At 58.6% G+C, this 15,625-nt stretch carries 14 protein-coding genes; 6 read left to right on the plus strand and 8 right to left on the minus strand.

Going from position 1 to position 15,625, the window contains the following annotated elements:
* Positions 1 to 76 precede the first annotated feature (76 nt).
* From cdd to ACTYEO_RS02465, 6 genes are all read left to right on the plus strand, one after another.
* Complete coding sequence (cdd, locus tag ACTYEO_RS02440) at positions 77 to 472, plus strand: cytidine deaminase (protein ID WP_449322113.1); 396 nt, start codon at positions 77 to 79, stop codon at positions 470 to 472.
* Between the two features lie 7 nt (positions 473 to 479).
* Positions 480 to 1,790 carry a thymidine phosphorylase gene (locus ACTYEO_RS02445; RefSeq protein ID WP_449322114.1) on the plus strand — a complete coding sequence of 437 codons (1,311 nt, stop codon included), beginning with the start codon at positions 480 to 482 and terminating at the stop codon, positions 1,788 to 1,790.
* Entirely contained in the window at positions 1,790 to 2,998 is a 1,209-nt protein-coding gene (locus ACTYEO_RS02450; RefSeq protein WP_449322115.1) for a phosphopentomutase, read from the plus strand. The genes ACTYEO_RS02445 and ACTYEO_RS02450 overlap by 1 nt, the downstream gene beginning before the upstream one ends.
* A complete protein-coding gene (locus tag ACTYEO_RS02455) occupies positions 2,995 to 3,978 on the plus strand; it encodes an adenosine deaminase (protein ID WP_449322116.1) in 984 nt (327 codons plus the stop codon). The genes ACTYEO_RS02450 and ACTYEO_RS02455 overlap by 4 nt, the downstream gene beginning before the upstream one ends.
* Entirely contained in the window at positions 3,975 to 4,607 is a 633-nt protein-coding gene (gene upp / locus ACTYEO_RS02460; protein ID WP_449322117.1) for a uracil phosphoribosyltransferase, read from the plus strand. Before ACTYEO_RS02455 ends, upp begins: the two co-directional genes overlap by 4 nt.
* A 66-nt stretch (positions 4,608 to 4,673) precedes the next feature.
* Positions 4,674 to 5,894 carry an SPOR domain-containing protein gene (locus ACTYEO_RS02465; RefSeq protein WP_449322118.1) on the plus strand — a complete coding sequence of 407 codons (1,221 nt, stop codon included), beginning with the start codon at positions 4,674 to 4,676 and terminating at the stop codon, positions 5,892 to 5,894.
* Between the two features lie 66 nt (positions 5,895 to 5,960).
* On the opposite strand, the gene ACTYEO_RS02470 is transcribed toward ACTYEO_RS02465, so the two are convergent.
* The 8 genes from ACTYEO_RS02470 to ACTYEO_RS02505 form a co-directional block, all read right to left on the minus strand.
* Positions 5,961 to 6,980, minus strand: a complete 1,020-nt coding sequence (locus ACTYEO_RS02470) for a hypothetical protein (RefSeq protein ID WP_449322119.1) — start codon at positions 6,978 to 6,980, stop codon at positions 5,961 to 5,963.
* Positions 6,981 to 7,059: 79 nt separating this feature from the next.
* Complete coding sequence (locus ACTYEO_RS02475; RefSeq protein WP_449322120.1) at positions 7,060 to 8,691, minus strand: AMP-binding protein; 1,632 nt, start codon at positions 8,689 to 8,691, stop codon at positions 7,060 to 7,062.
* A gap of 111 nt (positions 8,692 to 8,802) precedes the next feature.
* Positions 8,803 to 11,007, minus strand: coding sequence for a 3-hydroxyacyl-CoA dehydrogenase NAD-binding domain-containing protein (locus ACTYEO_RS02480; protein ID WP_449322121.1), 2,205 nt, complete (start codon positions 11,005 to 11,007; stop codon positions 8,803 to 8,805).
* Positions 11,000 to 11,476 (minus strand): cupin domain-containing protein, encoded by a 477-nt coding sequence (locus ACTYEO_RS02485; RefSeq protein WP_449322122.1) that lies wholly within the window; start codon positions 11,474 to 11,476, stop codon positions 11,000 to 11,002. Before ACTYEO_RS02485 ends, ACTYEO_RS02480 begins: the two co-directional genes overlap by 8 nt.
* The gene (locus ACTYEO_RS02490) at positions 11,476 to 12,687 is read right to left on the minus strand and encodes an acetyl-CoA C-acetyltransferase (protein WP_449322123.1); all 1,212 of its coding nucleotides are present in this window, start codon (positions 12,685 to 12,687) and stop codon (positions 11,476 to 11,478) included. Before ACTYEO_RS02490 ends, ACTYEO_RS02485 begins: the two co-directional genes overlap by 1 nt.
* Before the next feature lie 4 nt (positions 12,688 to 12,691).
* The gene (locus tag ACTYEO_RS02495) at positions 12,692 to 13,339 is read right to left on the minus strand and encodes a glutathione S-transferase family protein (protein ID WP_449322124.1); all 648 of its coding nucleotides are present in this window, start codon (positions 13,337 to 13,339) and stop codon (positions 12,692 to 12,694) included.
* A 283-nt stretch (positions 13,340 to 13,622) separates the two neighbouring features.
* Positions 13,623 to 13,835: a hypothetical protein gene (locus tag ACTYEO_RS02500; protein ID WP_449322125.1), complete on the minus strand. Its 213-nt coding sequence runs from the start codon at positions 13,833 to 13,835 to the stop codon at positions 13,623 to 13,625.
* An 8-nt stretch (positions 13,836 to 13,843) separates the two neighbouring features.
* Positions 13,844 to 15,622 (minus strand): acyl-CoA dehydrogenase C-terminal domain-containing protein, encoded by a 1,779-nt coding sequence (locus tag ACTYEO_RS02505; RefSeq protein WP_449322126.1) that lies wholly within the window; start codon positions 15,620 to 15,622, stop codon positions 13,844 to 13,846.
* Positions 15,623 to 15,625 lie beyond the last annotated feature (3 nt).

Genomic DNA, 15,625 nt, shown 5'->3' on the forward strand with positions numbered 1-15,625 from the left:
GGCATCAAGCGAGGCTTGCGCTTGGGCCTCGGGCTATTCAAACTGTGAAAAACGCAGTTTTACCCGAGGCTCACCCATGTCCCTGATTGATGACGCGCGCGCGATCCGTCTGAATGCTTATGCGCCCTATTCCGAATTTCAGGTGGGGGCGGCGATACGCACGAAAAGCGGCAAGGTTTTCACAGGTGTGAATGTTGAAAATGCAGCCTATCCCGAAGGCACCTGCGCCGAAGCGGGTGCGATTGCCGCGATGTGTGCCGCAGGCGAGCGCGAGATTGTCGAAGTGGCGGTGATCGCCGATAGCCCTGATCCCGTCAGCCCTTGCGGGGGGTGTCGCCAGAAACTGGCCGAGTTTTCCGCCCCCGACATGCCCGTGACCATGGTCACCACGCGCGGCGCACAGGTCACCATGAGCATGGCCGAATTGCTGCCTGGCGCCTTTGTGAAATCCTCGATGGATAAGGAAGGCTAGGCACCCCATGGCCGATGCGCGCGCCATTCTGTCCAAGCTGCGCCATGGTGCGGAGCTGTCGGAAGACGAGATGACATGGTTTGCCAAAGGCTTGGCCACGGGCTTCGTGTCGGATGCGCAGGCAGGGGCTTTTGCTATGGCCGTGTGCCAACAGGGCTTGAGCCGCAAGAACCGCGTGCAACTTACGCATGGGATGCTGCAATCAGGCGATGTTCTGGCATGGGATCTTGATGGTCCTGTGCTTGATAAACATTCCACGGGTGGGGTGGGGGATTGTGTCTCTCTGATGCTTGCGCCCGCCTTGGCGGCCTGCGGGGCGTATGTTCCGATGATTTCGGGGCGGGGTTTGGGGCATACGGGCGGCACGCTAGATAAGCTCGAAGCAATCCCCGGATATCGCACGCAGATACCGAATGCCGAGTTGCAGGAGATCGTGGCCGATATCGGCTGTGCGATTGTCGGGGCCAGTGGCGATATCGCGCCTGCGGATAAACGGCTCTATGCGGTGCGTGATGTGACCGCCACTGTAGAAAGCATCGATCTGATTACTGCCTCAATCTTATCTAAGAAGTTGGCGGCCAGTCTCGATGGCTTGGTTCTGGACGTCAAAACAGGCTCGGGCGCATTCATGGGGGATGCGGCGCAAGCTGTGGCCTTAGCGCAATCTCTTGTGGATACGGCGCAGGGTGCGGGCTGTATGACATCTGCCTTGGTCAGCGATATGAGCCAGCCCTTGGTGCGTTCGGCTGGCAATGCTCTGGAAGTGATCGAGGTGATGGATGCGCTGACAGGTGCGGCTGTGGGCACGCCGCTGCACCGTTTGACAGTGGCTTTGGGCGGTGAGGTGCTGGCGCTTGGCGGGCTTGCGGCCGATGCGGCAGACGGAGAAGGGCGGATCGATCATGCCATTGCCTCGGGCCAAGCCGTAGAAGTGTTTGGCCAAATGATTGCAGCGCTTGGTGGCCCGATGGATTTCGTGGATCGCTGGCGCGACCGCTTGCCAGCCGCGCGGGTGGTGGTGGATGTGCATCCGCCTCATGCAGGTTTTGTAAGCGCGATTGATACGCGCGCTTTGGGCGAGGTTGTGGTGCATCTGGGCGGGGGGCGTTTGCGCGAAGATGACCGGATTGATCCCGCTGTTGGCCTTTCCGAGATTGCGCGGATTGGCGAGCGTGTGGATGGCGAACAGCCTTTGCTGCGCCTGAATGCCGTCAGCGATGCCATGGCGCGGGAATTGATGGGGCAGGTGGTTGAGGCCTTTACCCTGTCGGACAAAAAGACTGAAACGCCCCCACTTATCCATGAAAGGATCGCCTGATGCCGCGCGCCTTTCTGGTTGTGATGGACTCGGTCGGCTGCGGCGGTGCGCCTGATGCGGGGGCTTTTTTCAATGGTGATTTACCCGATACGGGGGCAAATACGCTTGGCCATATCGCGCAGGCCTGTGCCGCTGGCCGCGCCGATGAGGGCCGAAGCGGTCCGTTACACATGCCCAATCTGGATCGGCTTGGTTTGGGCGCGGCGTTGCATCTTGCATCAGGCTTCGAGGTGGCGGGGCTGGGGGCGCGACCTCAAGGGCTCTGGGGTTGTGCGCAGGAGGTCAGCCGCGGCAAGGACACGCCTTCGGGGCATTGGGAATTGGCGGGGCTGCCTGTGCCTTGGGAGTGGCATTACTTCCCTGACCAGCCCGATACCTTTCCATCAAATCTTGTAGAAGAAGTGAGGTCCCTTGCGGGGGTTGAGGGTATTCTTGGCAATTGCCACGCCTCTGGTACCGCGATCCTCAGCGCGCTTGGCGAGGAGCATCAAAAAACGGGCTGGCCGATTTGCTATACCTCTGCCGATAGCGTTTTTCAGATTGCCGCTCATGAAGACAGTTTCGGTTTGGAGCGTTTGCTCAAGCTTTGCGAAGAGATCGCACCCAGTTTGCATGCGATGAATGTGGGGCGGGTGATCGCGCGGCCCTTTATCGGGCAGACGGGCGCGTATACCCGTACAAAAAACCGCCGTGATTTCGCAATAACGCCGCCCGCCCCCACCTTGCTGGATTGGGCGCAAAAGGCAGGGCGCACCACCTATGGTATTGGCAAGATTAAAGATATCTTTGCAGGGCGCGGCGTGGATCACGCCTTGAAAGGCACGGATGCGGAGTTGATGCCCCATTTGGAGGCTTGTGTGAAAACCGCAGAAGAGGGCAGCCTGACCTTTGCCAATTTCGTCGAGTTTGACAGCCTTTATGGGCATCGCCGCGATGTCTCGGGCTATGCGCGCCATCTGGAATGGTTCGATGCAGCCCTTGGCCCCGTCTTGGCGGCTTTGCGTCCTGATGATTTGATGATCTTCACCGCCGATCACGGTAATGACCCGACTTGGGCGGGCACCGATCATACGCGCGAGCGGGTGCCCTTGGTTGCACAAGCCCCTGTTTCGGGGCAGGTGGGGATACGGGCTTTTGCAGATGTGGCGGCGGGAATTGCGACCCATCTGGGCATTCCATCACAAGGACCGGGGCGGAGTTTTCTATGAAAGAGATACCGAAGATTGAGCTGCATTTGCATCTTGAAGGTGGCGCGCCAGCTGCCTTTATCCGTGGCTTGGCCAAAGAAAAATCAACCGATCTGTCGCGGATTTTCCGCGAAGACGGCTCCTATGATTACCGCGATTTCTGGCATTTTCTCGAGGTCTATGAGGCCGCCACAAGTGTTCTGACCTCGCCTGAGGATTACGCGCGCCTGACCCGTGCTGTGCTTGAGGAAAGTGCAGCCCATGGCGTGGTTTATTCCGAGACTTTCCTGTCACCCGATTTTTGCGGCGGGGGCGATCTTGGCGCGTGGCGCGAATATCTCGCGGCAATGCAGGAGGCCGCAGATGAGGCCGAGCGCGATTTCGGCATCACCTTGCGCGGCATCATCACCTGTATTCGCCATTTTGGGCCCGAGAAATCCAAACCCATCGCACGCTGTGCAGCGGAGACCGCGGGGGATTGGATTGTTGGTTTCGGAATGGCGGGGGATGAAAAGACAGGCAAGCCATCCGATTATAAATGGGCGTTTGATTGCGCGCGCGAGGCAGGATTGAAGCTGAGCGTTCACGCAGGCGAATGGGGCGGGGCACAATCGGTCAGTGACGCGCTGGATGCGCTGTCGCCCGAGCGGATCGGCCATGGCGTGGAGGCGATTTATGACGCGGCTGTTGTCGATCGTTTGGTCGAGGAGCAGATCGTTCTGGAATGCTGCCCAGGCTCGAATGTGTTTTTGGGGGTGTTCCCCTCCTTGGACAAACACCCTATCGAGATTTTGCGCGAACGGGGCGTGAAGGTCACGGTTTCAACGGATGACCCGCCCTTCTTTCACACCACCATGACCGCTGAGTATGAAAACCTCGCCCATACATTCGGCTGGACCGACGAGATTTTCACCCAGATCAATACCACTGCGCTTGAAGCGGCCTTTTGCAACGAGGCCACCAAAGACAAGCTGCGCCCAAAACTAGGACTTTCAACATGACCGAGCACCTCACAATCGTTGATCACCCTCTTGTGCAACACAAGCTGACCCTGATGCGCGAAACCAAAACCTCGACCAGCGAGTTCCGCCAATTGCTGCGCGAGATTAGCCTGCTTCTGGCCTATGAGATCACCCGTGATCTGCCCATGACGACGCGTAAAATCGAAACCCCTTTGGAGGAGTTGGACGCGCCTGAAATCGAGGGCAAAAAACTTGCGCTGATCTCGATCTTGCGGGCGGGCAATGGCTTGCTGGACGGTATTTTGGAACTGGTGCCCTCGGCCCGTGTCGGATTTGTCGGCCTCTACCGTGATCATGAGACGCTCAAGCCCGTGAAATACTATTTCAAGGTGCCCACCAAGCTGGAAGACAGGATCACAATCGTCGTGGACCCGATGCTGGCCACAGGTAATTCCTCCGCCGCCGCGATCGATATGCTCAAGGAGGCAGGGGCCAAGAATATCCGCTTCCTTTGCCTTTTGGCGGCCCCTGAAGGCGTTGCGCGGATGAAGGAGGCCCATCCCGATGTGCCGATTGTCACCGCCTCGCTCGACCGTCAGTTGAATGACATAGGCTATATCCTGCCAGGACTAGGTGATGCGGGTGACCGCATGTTCGGCACAAAATAAGCCATCACGCGCCTTTACACTTAAGCTTTTTTACGGCAATTTGTTGTCATAAATAAGGAGAGTGTCATGCGGACGCCGATTGTTGTTTTTGTTTGTGCAGGCTTGGCGCTGATCGCGGCCCCTTTGGTCGCGCAGCGCAGCGTGTCACAATCACCCGTACCGGCCGAGCAGCCACCAGCCAGCTTTTCGTCCAATCAATATGTAGATAGCCAAGGATGTGTGTATATCCGCGTGGGCCGAGGCGAGCAGACCTCATGGGTGCCACGTGTGAACCGCGCCCGCGAAGTGGTATGCGGCTATCGCCCATCCCTATCTGGCAGCACACAAGTGGCAACAGCCAGCGCGCCTGCAAATCCCGCCCCGTCACGGGTGGTGGATTTGACCGCGAATATGCAAAACCCTGCGCCAACCACTCGCGTTGCCGCACCGCGCACAACAACGGTTTCTGCGGCCCCCACGACAACGGCTATTCGCACCATCGCACCAAGTGCGGCACCTGTGCGCACTGTCACGGCGCCAAGCGTGAACACAGCCATTGCGCAGCCCAGAACCAGCGCAAGCATTGCGCGCACCGTTACAGCACCAGCTGCTGTCGCGGCACCGGCCGCACGCACGGTCAATAGCGGTGGCTGCCGTTGGGAAACCATCAATGGAACCACCATTCTGTCCCAAGGCCGCAACCCTGTTCGTTGTGGACCACAAGCCGTTCATCCGGGTGATCTGGCACGTGGCCAGCAGGGCAGCCTCATCGGTGTGGGTCAGTCCAATTATTCAAGCGTTGGCTCAGTGGCCGCGGCCGCCCCTGCGGGCTTCCGCCCTGCTTGGAATGACGGTCGCTTGAACCCTGCACGCGGGCCGCGCAGCGCCGCGGGAGACGCCCAGATGAATGCGATCTGGACGCAGACCGTGCCGCGTGAATTGATCCAGTCCAACACGGTCTATGCCGCGCCAACCGTGTCTTCCAGCAATCCGCGTGACACCACGCCACGCCTGAGAACCACGACCTCCACCCGCGCGCCAAGCGCATCTGCACCGCAGGGAACGCGCATCACTGCGAACTCGGCGCATCGTTTTGTGCGGGCGGCAGATTTCGCAACCCGCGCCGAGGCGGAGGCTGCGGGGCGTCGTCTTGCATCGCAGGGCCTGACCGCACGGATCGGTCATGTTCAGCGTGGCGGGCAGACGAGCTACACCATTCTGGCAGGACCTTACGAGACATCAGCCGCTTTGGCACAAGGTCTGGCCGCTGCACGCAGCGCAGGGTTCCCAAGCGCCACAACGCGTTAAGACATCTGTTATGTGAAAGAATTGGCCCGCGCTTCGGCGCGGGTTTTCTTTTGTGCAGGCCGTGCTCTATTCCGAACAGATTTCCTGCAAGGCGATCCAGCTTCCATCGCTCATCAAGGGGCTATGTGTTTGCCCGCGCATCGGGTCGCCTTCGATGAGGGGCAGGGTGGTCTCGCCCGAAATATCCAAAGCATAGGCATAGGTTTCGGCGGGTATCTGCACCTCGCCAAACCGCTCCAACAGCGCTGTATCTGAAACTGGGGCAGGATCGCTCGTCAGGATATTCGCGGCGTGATCATGGAGGTGGTCATCGCTGATATCCCCTGTGGTCAGCATCACAAATGTGGCGGGCAAGCCTGCCTCGGAGAGGAGCCGTTCCATCGGCGCGCTTGTCTCGCGGCGGATATCTTCGGCCAGAAGGAACCCTGCCAGCACTTCGGGGTTTTCATAATCCTCAACCAGATTGCGATTGATGATGATGATATTGCCCGGCAAATGCGCGCTCTCTAACGCGGCGTTGCGCAGGACGACAATCTGCGGGGTATCGGTTGCGCCGAAGACGCGGCGCGCCAATTGGCCGAGCGCTACGCTCCCCTCGGGCGAGGCACAATTGCGCCCTGTAAGCCGCGTGATTTCGCTCAAGACATCCCGCCCGACTTGCGCGCGTTTGGCGTCAGGCAGAAGCGAGACCGTCTGGCGTAGCAAAGCATCCGGCAGCCATAAAACCGCCCCCAGAAACAGGACCACGCCCGCACCAAGCCCGATCAGATTGCGCAATCGACCGGGATGAGGGCGCTGCCGTTCAATCACCCCGCGCAGTTTCTCGATTGCGGCGATGATCTCGTCATCTTCAAGCTCAAGCGTTTCGTCGCCGCTGGTATCGGGGCCGTAAATCGCGGGCCTTTGACCCGGGTTCAGGCGCTCGACCGCAGGCAGGGACCAATGCGAAAGGGCGGTTTCAGTCAGGGTCGAGATCACCAGCGTGGCATTGCCGATGCTGACCACAACCTCTCGGCGTTGGCTATCGGGCGTTGCGCGCCAAAGGCCTGTCGCCTCCAGTCGCTGATATTGCTCAAGCGCGGTCATGCCTGCATGGGTTCTGCTTTGTTATATTTGCCCCAAGGATAGCCGAGCGCAGGCCCGCCGACAACAGTCCCGATACGCGCTAAAGAGATTGAGCGGTCCTGCGGAGTTCGAATTTCTGGATTTTGCCCGTCGAGGTTTTGGGCAATTCCTGAAAGACGACTTTTTTGGGCGTTTTAAAGCCTGCCAAACGGTCGCGTGCGAAAGCGATAATCTCGTCCTCACTGGTGGTGGCACCGTCTTTCAATTCGATGAAGGCGCAGGGCACCTCGCCCCATTTTTCGTCAGCCTTGGCCACAACGGCACAAAGCAACACGGCAGGGTGATGCATGAGCGCGCCCTCCACCTCGACCGAGGAAACATTCTCGCCGCCCGAAATGATGATATCCTTGGCGCGATCGGCGATCTGAACATAGGTATCGGGGTGCTGCACGGCGATATCGCCGGTGTGGAAATACCCGCCCCTGAAGGCCTCGGACGTGGCTTGCGGGTTCTTGTAATAGCCCTTCATGGTCGAGTTGCCCCGCATCATGATCTCGCCCAAGGCTGTTCCATCCATCGGGATTTGGGTCATGGTTTCGGGCTCCATCACGGTGATGTCGTCCATATTGGGCATGGCAACCCCTTGGCGCGCTTTGATCGCTGCGCGATCCGGTCCTTGCAGATCACCCCAGATATCATCTTGCCAAGTGCATTCGGTGGCGGGGCCATAGACCTCGGTCAGACCATAGACTTGGGTCACATTGAAGCCCATGGTCTCGATCGCGGCCAAAGTGGCGGCGGCAGGTGGCGCGCCTGCGGTAAAGACCTCGACGATATGGTCGAAGCTGCGGCGCTCCTCAGGCTTTGCGTTGACCAGCATGCTCAACACAATCGGTGCGCCGCCAAAATGGGTCACGCCCTCATCGGCGATGGCGTCATTGATGGCCTTGGCGGTGATGTCACGACAGCACACAGTGGTGCCGCCCATCATCGGCATGGTCCAGACATGGCACCAATTGTTGCAATGAAACAAAGGCACGATGGTGAGGTAGATCGGATAGAGCGTCATGCGCCAAGAAATCGGCGTGCCCATGGTGATCAGATAGGCCCCGCGATGATGATAAACCACGCCTTTGGGCCGCCCCGTGGTGCCTGAGGTGTAATTCAGCGCAAGGCTTTCCCATTCATCCTCGGGCATGATCCATTCGAAATCGGGATCACCCTCTGCCAGCAGTGCCTCATAGGTGGGATGGTGGCCTGTAGCGGGAAAGCCTGCTGCCTCATCGGGCACCTCGATGATCAGGGGCGGGGTACCCTCCATGGTGGCGATTGCGTCTTCGACCGTGCCCAGAAATTGGGTATCGGCGAGCACGATCTTCGCCTCGCCATGGCTCAGGATATAGGCGACTGTACCGACATCAAGACGCACATTGATCGCATTGAGGACCGCGCCGCAGGCAGGCACTCCGAAATGCGCTTCGACCTGCGGGGCCGTGTTGGGCAGGACGGATGCCACCACATCACCGGGCGCTATGCCGCGTTTGGCCAAGGCAGAGGCAAGGCGGGTGACGCGGATGAAATATTCGGCATAGCTGCAGCGAAAGCCCCGATCGACCAGCGCCGTTCGGTTTGGGAACACGCGATTGGCGCGGATCAGATGCGACAAAGGGGTGAGAGGCACGTAATTGGCCTTGGTCTTCTCAAGCCCTGTTTCATCCTTCATCCAACCCATATTGCGGCCTCCCTTGCCAAGTTGCGGGCTCAGACTTGCACGGCGCAGATGGCAAGGGAAGAGGGCGCATGAGGTTGAGCGCGACCTGCCTTAACTTTGAACAGCGATGCGTCAGGCGGCTGGTTTGGCCTCCGCTCCGAAGCGCCCGTAAAAGCTTTGGCCCTTATCGCCCATTTCACGCAGCAGGGCAGGGCAGGCAAAGCGCGCCCCGAAGCGATCCTGCAGATCGTCGCAACGATCCGCCGCATAGGGCGAGCCGAGCATATCCAGCCAACTGAACGGCCCCCCCGACCAAGGCGCAAAGCCCCAACCAAGGATCGCGCCAACATCGCCCTCGCGGATATCGGTCAACACACCATCTTCCAATGCGCGCACGGCCTCCAGCACTTGAGCAAAGAGCAGCCGGTGCTGAACATCGATCAAATCGGGTTGCTCGGCGGCTTGGGGATATTGCGCGGCCAAGCCATCCCATATCCCGCTGCGCTTTCCAGCCTCGTCATAGGCATAGAAGCCCGACTTTGATTTGCGCCCCATGCGCCCCTGATCGGCCATCCAGAACAAGACCTCATCAACCGCATCATCGGGATAGGCCTCTCCCATCGCGGCCTTGGTCGCTTTGGCGATTTTGACACCCAGATCAATCGAGGTTTCATCCACCAATTGAAGCGGCCCAAGCGGCATGCCCACCAGCTTAGCGGCATTTTCGATCAGCGCAGGCGCGACGCCCTCGCGGACCATGCGAATGCCTTCGTTGATATAGGGGATGATGCAGCGGTTTGCGTAGAAGAAGCGCGCATCATTCACAACGATCGGGGTCTTGCGGATCTGGCGAACAAAATCCAACGATTTTGCCACCGCGATATCCCCCGTTTCCTTGCCTTTGATGATTTCGACAAGGTTCATTTTGTCGACAGGGCTGAAGAAATGGATGCCGATAAACTGCTCAGGCGTGCCCGAGGCTTTGGCAAGCTCGGTGATGGGCAGGGTCGATGTATTGGTCGCGAAAATGCAATCAGGGCCGACTGCTGCCAGCACCTTTTTTGTGACCTCGGCTTTGACGCCGACATCCTCAAAAACGGCCTCAACGATCAGATCACAGCCTTTCAGGGCGTCATATTCTGTTGTGGCTGAAATGCGGCCCAAGACCTGTTCTTTCTTCTCTGCAGTTACCTTGCCGCGCGACATGCTTTTATCCAGCAGGCTTTCGGCATGGGCGCGACCGCGCTCGGCGGCGTCTTGGGCAGCGTCGATCAGGACAACCTCGATCCCCGCATTGGCCGAGACATAGGCGATGCCCGCCCCCATCATGCCAGCCCCGATGACTCCCAGTTTCCTGACTGCCTGATCAGGGGCCTCAGGTCGGTTCGCGCCTTTTTCCAATGCGCCCTTATTGATGAAGAGCGAACGGATCATCGCGCTGGAGGAAGGGTGCATTAGGATATGCGTGAAATAACGCGCCTCGATTTTCAGGGCCGTGTCGAACGGCACCAAAGCCCCTTCATAAACCGATGAAAGCAGCGCTTTGGCGGCGGGATAAACGCCCTTGGTCTTGCCGTTGATCATAGCGGATGCGCCAACAAAGGTCATGAAACCTGCGGGGTGATACGGCGCGCCACCGGGCATTTTCCAGCCCTTCTGATCCCATGGTTTGACGATATCGGTATCGCTGGCTTGCAGCACCCAATCCTTGGCCGCCTGCAACAGGGCGTCGGGGGCGACTACTTCATCAATCAATTGCGCGGATTTCGCTTTCTTCGGGTCGAGCATCCGCCCCTCCAGCAAAACAGGCGCGGCCGCCATTGCCCCTACCATGCGCGAATACCGCGTGGTGCCGCCTGCGCCGGGGAACAGACCAACTAGAATTTCAGGCAGGCCAATTTTGGCTTTGGGAGTGTCGGCCATGAAACGGCGATGGCAGGCAAGGGCAATCTCGGTGCCGATACCCGCCGCAGTTCCGGGGATGGCGCAGGCCACAGGCTTGCCGCCCTTATTGGTCTTGGGGTCCATGCCCGCGCGTTCGATCTTGCGCAGGATGCGGTGGCCGTTCATCGTGAAATCGAACAAGGCTTGGGCAGGCTCATCGCCCGCTTCGGCGCTGATCGAGCTCAATACATTGAGGTCCATGCCACCTGCGAATGTATCCTTGCCGCTGGTGATGACGATGCCGCGAATGGCATCATCGGCCAAGGCCTCATCAAACAGGCGCTCGCATTCGGCAAAGGCCTCGCGCTGCAGGACATTCATTGATTTTCCGGGCACATCCCATGTGATGACGGCAACGCCATCACTGCCTTTTTCCATTGTGAAATCAGTCATCTTGTTTCTCCCTGAATGGGGTGCCGTCTTTATGTGTGAAGTCGAATTGGCCATTTTCCACCCGCACCATCATATCGATATCGCTATACCAAGCCGTCTCGGTCGGTGTTCTTGTGCCGATTACCAGAAAGTGCGCTTCGTGGTCGGTATGGTTTGCAATGCAATGGCCATTGGCCACACCCGCTTTGAAACTGGCGCAATCGCCAGCCTGCAGGATCGTCGGGCCATCATCCTCGATAAGGGTGCATGCACCTTGCAGGACGATCACGAATTCATCCTGATTTTCGTGCCAATGCCTAAGCGATGACCGCGCTCCGGGCGCGAGGATCACGATATTTGCGCCGAATTGGGTCAAGCCACCTGCATCGCCCACGCGCAGGCTGCTGCGCCCTCCCATCGCGTCTGCATAGGGGGCGGGGTAGCCTGAGCCTGTGTGAACAGGCACTGCGCTGAGATCGATCTTGGGCATCAGAGCCTCTCGATGATGGTGGCAGCCCCCATCCCGCTGGCCACACAAAGCGTCGCAAGCCCTGTGCCTTTTCCGCTGCGCTCTAGCTCATCGAGCAGCGTTCCAATGATCATAGCACCTGTGGCCCCGAGCGGGTGCCCCATGGCGATCGAGCCGCCATTCACATTGACGCGGTCATGATCGACATCAAAGGCCTGCATGAAACGCAAAACAACCGAGGAAAACGCCTCATTCACTTCAAAGAGGTCAATATCCGAGATCGACATGCCGCTGTCTTTCAGGATTTTCTGCGTGGCAGGAACTGGCCCCGTGAGCATGATGGTGGGGTCGGTGCCGATTTTGCAGGTGGCGCGGATCCGTGCGCGCGGCTTGAGGCCATAGGCCTCGCCAAACGCCTTGTTCCCGATCAAAAGGGCCGCGGCCCCGTCCACGATACCCGATGAATTGCCAGCATGATGGATATGGTTGATCTCCTCCAAATGCGGGTATTTCATCAGCGCGATCTGATCAAAGCCCGGCATCACCTCGCCCATATCCTTGAAGGCGGGTTTGAGGGCACCCAAAGCCTGCATATCGGTTCCGGGTCGCATATATTCATCGCTCTCCAGAATGCTCAGCCCATTCATATCGGTGACAGGCACAATGGAGTTGGCAAAGCGCCCCTCGGCCCATGCAATGGCCGCGCGGTTCTGGCTTTCCACCGCGAGCCGATCGGCGTCATCACGGCTGAAGCCGTATTCGGTGGCGATGATATCTGCCGAAATGCCTTGGGGGACAAAATAGGTCTCCATCGCGATGGAGGGATCAACGGCAATTGCTGCGCCGTCCGAACCCATGGCCACGCGGCCCATCATTTCGACCCCGCCTGCGATATAGGCCGCCCCCGCGCCTCCGCTCAGCTGGTTTGCCGCAAGGTTCACAGCCTCAAGCCCCGAGGCGCAAAAGCGGTTGATCGCAAGGCCCGGAATGCTCTCATCCAGCTCAGAAGAGAGAACAGCCGTGCGGGCAAGGCAACCGCCCTGTTCGCCGACTTGGGTGACATTGCCCCAGATCACATCCTCAACGGCATGGCCATCAAGGCCATTGCGGTTTTTCAAGGCGTTCAGGGTGAAGGCGGAAAGCCGCGCGGCGGTCACCTCATGCAAAGCACCATCCTTGCGCCCCTTGCCGCGTGGGGTTCGGATCGCGTCATAGATATAGGCATCGGTCATGAGATTAGCTCCGATCATCTGTGCCGAGCGTCGGGGCCGGCAATAGGTCATAGGGGTGTTTCCAATTGGGCAAAGCCGCCAAACGGTCCAGCCAGCGGTCGAGTGCGGGATAAGAGGCCCGATCAAAATTGAAGGGCTCTGGGTAGTAGAGATATCCCGCGCAAGAAATATCAGCGCAGCTCACCGCATCGCCCACCAGCCAGTCGCGGGTGCTCAACTCGGCCTCAAGCACGCCAAGGGCGGCTTTCAGGCGTCCTGTCATAAAGCCGATCACTTCTTGCGGGCGTTTGTCTTCGGGCAGGAAATTCATCAAAAAGCGCAAGGGGCCTGCCATGCCCGATACTTTCTGGTTGTCGAAAATGGTCCAGCGCAAAATTTCGCGCCGTGTCTCTTGGGTGCCATCTCCACAGAGCTTTCCTGTCTCGGCCATCACCCAATCTTGAATGACGCCGGATTGGCTCAGTACCGTGCCATTCGCGTCAAGCACGGGCACCTCACCCATCGGGTTGATCGCGCGAAACGCCGCCTCGCGCGCCTCGCCATTGAAGAAATCCACAAAGCGCGCCTCCCAAGGAACACCTGCCAGTTCCAGCGCCAAGGCGGCCTTATAGGCGTTTCCGGATTCCCCGAAACAATAGAGCGTGTTGGTCATGTCTCTCTCCCTTTCCGCCAGCTTGCGCCTTTGGCTGATGCCGTGATTTTCGTATTTTTGGAAAGATGAAGGCTCATAACGCTTTGTTAAGCATCACGGGCCAAGATCAGGTCGCGGTACAGGCTGTCGAGCCGATGACCGTGAAAGGTGAAGGTGTCTTGCCTGTTCGTGCAGCGCAACTTGGTATCCGGATACCAAGGAGAACACTCGGATGGGCAAGGCGTTCCTTTTCCTTCATCTTTCCATAAATACGAAACCTCCTCATGAATGATTGGCGCTATGCTTAGCGTTTTCTGTCTTCCAGTTCTGAATTGAAGATCCGCAGCCGCGCCGTCAGATTGTCGGCATCTGTGACGCTGTTCCAATTCTCGAAGAGGAAGGAGAGGAACTCTCCCTCATCCAGACCAGCCTCGGAACTCAAGGTTCGGAGTTTGCGGAAACCGTCCTCGCTCATTGCGATATTGGGGCGTCGGGTTAGGCGAAGGCGTTTGGGCATCGGGCTCCTCAGAAATTTGCGGCATCAAGTGACATGACGGGATCAGCGCCAGATTGGATGCGCGCCAGATGGGTGGCGGTCATGGGCAATTGGCGCTGCATGTAGAAGCGCCCTGTTGCCAGTTTGCTTTCCAGAAAAGCGGTGTCGGATGCGCCAGCGGCCAAGCCACGTTGCGCGGCTTTTGCCATCTTTGTCCAGAGAAGACCCAAGCAGACATGGCCAAAGAGATGCATGAAATCATAGGAGCCTGCCAGCGCGTTATTGGGGTTCTTCATGGCCTCTGCCATAAAATACATCGCGGCCGTCTGGAGGTCTTTTGAAGCCTGTTTCAACGGATCAAGGAAATCGGCCTTGATCATGTCATCGCTGTCATCGTCCTTGATCTCCGCTTTCACGAGATCGAAGAAGCCCATGATATGCTTGCCGCCATCCTGTGCCAGCTTACGCCCCACAAGATCGAGCGCCTGAACACCGTTTGCACCCTCATAGATCATGGCGATCCGTGCATCGCGCGTGAATTGGGACATGCCCCATTCCTCGATATATCCATGCCCGCCCAAGACCTGTTGGGCCTGCACGGTCATGTCATAGCCCTTATCGGTCACAAAGCCCTTGATCACTGGGGTGAGGAGCGAAATCAGCCCCTCGGCCTGTGCATCACCGTTGCGGTGGGAGCGGTCGATCAAGTTAGCGCCCCAAAGCATCAGGGCGCGCGCGCCTTCGGTGAAGCTTTTCTGCTCCATCAGGTTGCGGCGGATATCGGGATGCACGATCAAAGGATCGGCGGGGCCATCAGGGTTTTGCGGCCCCGTCACATCGCGCCCCTGAAGGCGGTCCTTGGCGTAGTCGCGCGCATTCTGGAAGGCGATTTCGGCCTGCGCCAAGCCTTGCATACCCACGGCCAGTCGCGCCTCGTTCATCATGGTGAACATGGCGCGCATGCCTTTATGTTCCTCACCCAGCAAATAGCCCGTTGCCCCATCGTAATTCATCACGCAGGTGGCATTGCCGTGAATGCCCATTTTCTCTTCGATCTTGCCGCAAGACAGGGCATTGCGCGCGCCAAGGCTTTGATCTTCATTGACCATGAATTTGGGAACAATAAAGAGCGACACGCCCTTGATGCCCTCTGGCCCACCCGGGATCTTGGCGAGGACCAGATGGACGATATTCTCGGCCATGTCATGCTCGCCTGCGGAGATGAAAATCTTCTGGCCGGTGATCTTGAAGCTGCCATCACCCTGAGGTTCGGCTTTGGTGCGCATCAGCCCCAGATCGGTGCCGCAATGGGGCTCGGTCAGGTTCATCGTGCCCGTCCAGTCGCAGGAGACCATCTTGGGCAGATAGGTGTCTTTTTGCTGCTCGGAGCCATGGGCAAGAATGGCTGAGGCCGCGCCATGGGTCAGGCCCTGATACATCATGAAGGCCATATTGGCGGCCGAGAACATCTCGCCGACGGCGCTGCCAATCACATGGGGCATGTTCTGGCCGCCATAGGCCTCGGGCATATCGATGCCGGGCCAGCCGCCCTCTTTCATCTGGGTCAGGGCCTCTTTGAACCCGTCGGGCGTGCGCACCGCACCGTTTTCCAGATGGCAGCCTTGGGTGTCGCCGGATGTATTCAGCGGCAACAGCACCTCGGAGGCGATTTTGCCCGCCTCTTCAAGAACAGCATTGGTAAAGCTCGGCTCCATATCATCGAAACCTTCGATGTCCTGTGTGCTGAGTTGCAGCAGATCATGCAGAACAAACTGAATATCTTTCAATGGCGCGGTGTAACTTGTCATGGG

It is taken from the genome of Rhodophyticola sp. SM2404, assembly GCF_053570515.1.

What these genes read in the sequence shown, in the direction of transcription:
- cdd (WP_449322113.1), top strand. Translation starts at nt 77, where the DNA reads ATGTCCCTGATTGATGACGCGCGCGCGATCCGTCTGAATGCTTATGCG.
- ACTYEO_RS02445 (WP_449322114.1), top strand. Translation starts at nt 480, where the DNA reads ATGGCCGATGCGCGCGCCATTCTGTCCAAGCTGCGCCATGGTGCGGAG.
- ACTYEO_RS02450 (WP_449322115.1), top strand. Translation starts at nt 1,790, where the DNA reads ATGCCGCGCGCCTTTCTGGTTGTGATGGACTCGGTCGGCTGCGGCGGT.
- ACTYEO_RS02455 (WP_449322116.1), top strand. Translation starts at nt 2,995, where the DNA reads ATGAAAGAGATACCGAAGATTGAGCTGCATTTGCATCTTGAAGGTGGC.
- upp (WP_449322117.1), top strand. Translation starts at nt 3,975, where the DNA reads ATGACCGAGCACCTCACAATCGTTGATCACCCTCTTGTGCAACACAAG.
- ACTYEO_RS02465 (WP_449322118.1), top strand. Translation starts at nt 4,674, where the DNA reads ATGCGGACGCCGATTGTTGTTTTTGTTTGTGCAGGCTTGGCGCTGATC.
- ACTYEO_RS02470 (WP_449322119.1), bottom strand. Translation starts at nt 6,980, where the DNA reads ATGACCGCGCTTGAGCAATATCAGCGACTGGAGGCGACAGGCCTTTGG.
- ACTYEO_RS02475 (WP_449322120.1), bottom strand. Translation starts at nt 8,691, where the DNA reads ATGGGTTGGATGAAGGATGAAACAGGGCTTGAGAAGACCAAGGCCAAT.
- ACTYEO_RS02480 (WP_449322121.1), bottom strand. Translation starts at nt 11,007, where the DNA reads ATGACTGATTTCACAATGGAAAAAGGCAGTGATGGCGTTGCCGTCATC.
- ACTYEO_RS02485 (WP_449322122.1), bottom strand. Translation starts at nt 11,476, where the DNA reads ATGCCCAAGATCGATCTCAGCGCAGTGCCTGTTCACACAGGCTCAGGC.
- ACTYEO_RS02490 (WP_449322123.1), bottom strand. Translation starts at nt 12,687, where the DNA reads ATGACCGATGCCTATATCTATGACGCGATCCGAACCCCACGCGGCAAG.
- ACTYEO_RS02495 (WP_449322124.1), bottom strand. Translation starts at nt 13,339, where the DNA reads ATGACCAACACGCTCTATTGTTTCGGGGAATCCGGAAACGCCTATAAG.
- ACTYEO_RS02500 (WP_449322125.1), bottom strand. Translation starts at nt 13,835, where the DNA reads ATGCCCAAACGCCTTCGCCTAACCCGACGCCCCAATATCGCAATGAGC.
- ACTYEO_RS02505 (WP_449322126.1), bottom strand. Translation starts at nt 15,622, where the DNA reads ATGACAAGTTACACCGCGCCATTGAAAGATATTCAGTTTGTTCTGCAT.